At 35.3% G+C, this 4898-nt stretch carries 3 protein-coding genes and 2 pseudogenes; 4 read left to right on the top strand and 1 reads right to left on the bottom strand.

What is annotated here, in order from left to right; translation table 11 throughout:
- Nucleotides 1-48: 48 nt before the first annotated feature.
- Entirely contained in the window at nt 49-1143 is a 1095-nt protein-coding gene (locus AFK68_RS10530) for a PstS family phosphate ABC transporter substrate-binding protein (RefSeq protein WP_094672660.1), read from the bottom strand.
- 538 nt (nt 1144-1681) lie between these two features.
- Here AFK68_RS10530 and AFK68_RS44770 point away from each other — a divergent pair.
- The 4 genes and pseudogenes from AFK68_RS44770 to AFK68_RS10510 form a co-directional block, all read left to right on the top strand.
- A pseudogene (locus AFK68_RS44770) lies at nt 1682-2088 on the top strand (CBS domain-containing protein); the annotation flags it as partial.
- 107 nt (nt 2089-2195) lie between these two features.
- A pseudogene (locus AFK68_RS10520) lies at nt 2196-2831 on the top strand (CBS domain-containing protein); the annotation flags it as partial.
- Between the two features lies 1 nt (nt 2832).
- Nucleotides 2833-4425 (top strand): ATP-binding protein (locus AFK68_RS10515; protein ID WP_143437766.1); only part of this gene is annotated, 1593 nt, incomplete at its 5' end.
- Nucleotides 4426-4470: 45 nt separating this feature from the next.
- The coding region (locus AFK68_RS10510) for an ATP-binding protein (RefSeq protein WP_143437765.1) at nt 4471-4698 on the top strand (228 nt) is incomplete at its 5' end.
- Nucleotides 4699-4898 lie beyond the last annotated feature (200 nt).

Genomic DNA, 4898 nt, shown 5'->3' with positions numbered 1-4898 from the left:
CCCCTACTCCCCTACTCCCCTACTCCCCACACTTCCCTACTCCCCTGTTTAACTGCCACCCATCTGCTTTCTTTCTTTTTCGGACAAATATTTATCAGTAAGTTTAGCACCAACGGCAGATTCTCCTTCAAAAACTGACCCAGTAGTGAGTTCTTCAAGACGCTTCTTTACTTTTACTTGTATAATTCCTGAGATTGGGACATAACCCACTTCAGAAATTACCTCCTTGTTAGTAACATCTATTTGGTAATCAACAAAAGCTTTAACAGGAGGCATTGTTTCTAGGGAATTTTTATTCACATATAAGAATAATGGACGAGATAGAGGAGTATAAGTACCATTAGCGATCGCCTCCTGACTTGGTTCAATACATTGACCACTTCCATTGTCAATAGCGATTAACTTCAAAATATCCTTATTATTTTCATAGTAGGCAAGACTGAGGAAGCCCAAACTACCCCAGTCAGATTGGATGCCTTGAATAATTATATTATCATCCTCGCTAGCCTTGAAGTCCTTTCGGCTTTTACCTGCTGCTCCAACAACAGCATCAGTGAAGTAATCATAAGTACCAGAGTCAGTGTCAGGGGCATAAAGACGCAGGGGTTCTTCGGGAAAATTATCACGAATTTGCTTCCAGTTGGTAATTTTATCAGCATCATCAGGTTGCCAAACTTTTTTTAATTCTTCTATAGTTAGACAGTCTGACCAGTCATTGTACTGATTGGCAATAATAGAAATAGCATCAAAGGCAATGGGAATTTCCACAAATTCTATTCCGTTTGCCCGACACAGATCGATCTCAGACTTTTTAATGGGACGGGAAGCATTTGATATATCCGTGTCCCCAATACAGAACTTTTTCAGTCCAGAACCAGAACTAGATATGCCTACAATTACCTGAATATCAGGATTATCCTGCATAAAATTTTGAGCCATTGTATCGGAGATGGGAAAAATGGTACTTGAACCATCAACTAGAACATAGCTTCTTATCTCTTCTTCTTCTGGAGTTACTGTAGCTGAGGGAGTCTCAATAGGTTCTGTTTTTTTCTCTCCACCTCCACAGGCAGTTACTAGCAGAAGTAAGGCTAATGTAAAATAATTAAGATACTGGTATCTTAATTTAATTCCCAAGTTCATAGATTTTTTTGATAATGGTGGTTTTGATTGAACAATACAATCTATAATTTTATCACTTACAAATATTGATAAAAAATGAATTTTGTGCTATAATTTACATTAATTTTTAATTTTAGGTAATAACTACTATTGTCATACAACTGCTAAAGATAAGAAATTCTGGTGTTGGTGAACTGAGCTATGAAATCTAGAGGATGTTGCTAAGAAACCGGGTTTGTTCGAGACAGGTGTCAGTATGTATCGGCATCTAATACAAACCCGGTTTCTAGGTTTGTAGAAAAATCATAGCCACGCATCACCAAGGCCGAAATTCTAAATTTACCTAAAAAAATCTAGATGATATTTTCATTAATTGATAATGGATAATTGAAGAATGGATAATTATCTCTTTAACAATGGATAATGGAGAGTAGATCATAAAAACTCTCTTCTTATATCAATTATCCATTGAACAGGAGAGGGAATAAAGTAGGATTGATTAATTATCCATTATCCATTGGTAAGTGACTCTTAGCTAAGAAAATTAGGAAATATAATTATGATTGCTCAATCTAGTATGTATTCATCACCTCTACAACAAGCTATTGACCGTCATCCCTTAACAGTGACTCCAGAAACTCCTCTGGTAAATGTACTAAAACTAATGAGTAAGTTACATAATAGTTCTGCTTTGCCCAATGTGAATACATCTGAAAATGAGCAGGTCGAGCAATCAATATTATTAAACCAAGAAAAAGCCACAAGTGTTTTAGTAGTAAAAAATATACCTGTTGAGGAAGAACAAAAGCATAATTCAAAACCTTCTTTATTAGGCATATTTACTGCCAGCGATCTTGTCAAATTAATTGCTGCCGATAAACTTAAGAATCTACAAAATTTATCAGAAGATGTGCAGATAGGCGAGGTAATGACATCTAATGTTATTACTCTCAAAGAATCAGACGANTTCTTTATTAGGCATATTTACTGCCAGCGATCTTGTCAAATTAATTGCTGCCGATAAACTTAAGAATCTACAAAATTTATCAGAAGATGTGCAGATAGGCGAGGTAATGACATCTAATGTTATTACTCTCAAAGAATCAGACGATGAAGATTTATTTACAGCTTTGTCTTTGTTCCGAAAACATAAAGTTAGTCATCTACCAGTGCTAGATAGTCAAGGTCAAATAGTTGGTGTTGTTACACCAGAAAAAATTCGTCAGGTTCTGCAACCTTCTAACATTCTGAGATTAAAACGAGTAAATGAAGTCAAAAATGATAGTGTTACAGTGACAATCTCAGGAACAGCATCATTGTTGAAAGTAAGTCAATTGATGGCAGAAAATAAAGTGAATAGTGTAATTATTACACAGAAGAAAAAAGTTCAAGGACAAAGTATCGAAAAACCGATTGGTATAATTGCTAATGATGAGATTGCCCAAGCATATTTTCTGGATATAGATTTGGCAAAAATACCTGTAAAAAAGGTAATGAAAACTCAAATTAATTTTCTGCAACCAACTGATTCTCTATGGAATGCTCATAAAAAAATGTTGCAAGCACAAGTGCAAATCTTGATAGTGTGCAGCCAACAAGGAGAGTTACTGGGAACAGTGAATCAGACAAGTTTACTACAAGTATTAGACCCCACAGTAATGTTTGGGTTAGTCAGAGAATTACGAAAAGACGTTAATCAACTACAAGCCNAAGGTAATGAAAACTCAAATTAATTTTCTGCAACCAACTGATTCTCTATGGAATGCTCATAAAAAAATGTTGCAAGCACAAGTGCAAATCTTGATAGTGTGCAGCCAACAAGGAGAGTTACTGGGAACAGTGAATCAGACAAGTTTACTACAAGTATTAGACCCCACAGTAATGTTTGGGTTAGTCAGAGAATTACGAAAAGACGTTAATCAACTACAAGCCGAAAAATTTAATCTGTTACATAATCGAAACACAGAATTAGAAAAAGAAGTTCAGGCACGAACAGCAGAAATACAGGAACAGTTGGAGCGCGATCGCCTCCTGGCAAAAATTGCTCTCAGGATTCATCAATCTCTAAATCTCAATGAAATAATTAATGCAGCAGTTACAGAAGTGCAACAATTTTTGAAAGCAGATCGAGTAGTTTTATTTCAAGTAAAATCCGCAAAAGTCACCAAGATAGTTGCTGAGTCAATAGATCGTAATTGCAATTCTTGGATGGGCGATCGAGCTTCATCTGAATGTTTAATGTCAAAATTAAAAGTAAATAAAAATAAGATTCAGGCAGTTGCAGATATTGAGCAAACAGATTTAGCTATAGAACAAATTACAAGTTTGCAGCAAAAGCAGGTAAAATCTTTCTTGATAGTACCCATTTCTCAAGATAGGCAATTATGGGGAATTATGTGTACCCAAGAATATTCTGGAATTCGAGAGTGGCAACCATCTGAAATTGATTTATTGCAGCAATTAGCAACCAAGTTAGCGATCGCGATCCAACAAGCTCAACTTTATCAACAAGTACAAACCCTCAACACAGACTTAGAAAGACAAGTACAAGAGCGTACTGCTGAATTGGAACAAAAAGTCAAAGAATTACAGCAACTTAATATTCTCAAAGATGATTTTTTAAGCACCGTTTCCCACGAATTGAGAACACCTCTCTCAAATATGAAAATGGCTATTCATCTGCTGAAAGTATTTCCTCTCCCAGAAAAGGGTGAAAGATATTTGAATGTTTTAGATACAGAGTGCAAAAGAGAAATTGAATTAATCACCGATTTATTAGATTTACAGCGCCTAGAAGCAGGTTCTGAATCTATTGCTTTAGATACAATAGACTTAACAACTTGGCTGCCTTCGATTATGGAACCTTTTAAATCGCGGGTAAAAGAAAGGCAACAAATTCTCAAGACTAAATATCCTAAACAACTACCTAAAATCCGTTCTAATAATAATAGTTTGGCCAGGATTTTAGCAGAACTTCTGAATAATGCTTGCAAATATACTGAAGATGGTGGAGAAATCAAATTTTCAATAGAATTTAATCAGAAAAAAAACAACAAAAAAAGCCTCTCAGAAACTCCAACTCCCATCAAATTTATAGTTAGTAATCCATCAAAAATTCCCGAATCCGAGTTACCTAAAATCTTCAATAAATTTTATCGAGTTCCTAATGCCGATCCTTGGAAACAAGGTGGTACAGGTTTAGGTTTAGCTCTAGTCAAAAAATTAGTAGAACAGTTAAATGGCAATTTATTTGTCACTAGCACTAATGGTTGGACAACTTTTACAGTAGAAATGCCTATATGAAGTCATAAGTCAAAAGTCAAAAGTCAAAAGTAAGAATTTCAGGANCCAACTCCCATCAAATTTATAGTTAGTAATCCATCAAAAATTCCCGAATCCGAGTTACCTAAAATCTTCAATAAATTTTATCGAGTTCCTAATGCCGATCCTTGGAAACAAGGTGGTACAGGTTTAGGTTTAGCTCTAGTCAAAAAATTAGTAGAACAGTTAAATGGCAATTTATTTGTCACTAGCACTAATGGTTGGACAACTTTTACAGTAGAAATGCCTATATGAAGTCAAAAGTCAAAAGTCAAAAGTCAAAAGTAAGAATTTCAGGACTTACGCAGGCGAACCCAGAAACCGGGTTTTTTCCTCAATGTTTATTGTTATAGCGCTACTTGAGTCGGGAATAGGGAATAGGGAATAGTAAACTGTCAAAGGGTTTTCCTAGGTCATGCTGCGCAAACAAGATTTAGAAATGTCAAGAGCCTTAA

Origin of the sequence: Hydrocoleum sp. CS-953 (assembly GCF_002260545.1) — a bacterium.
GTDB lineage: Bacteria > Cyanobacteriota > Cyanobacteriia > Cyanobacteriales > Microcoleaceae > Trichodesmium.
This window is presented reverse-complemented; position numbering and strand designations above follow the sequence as displayed.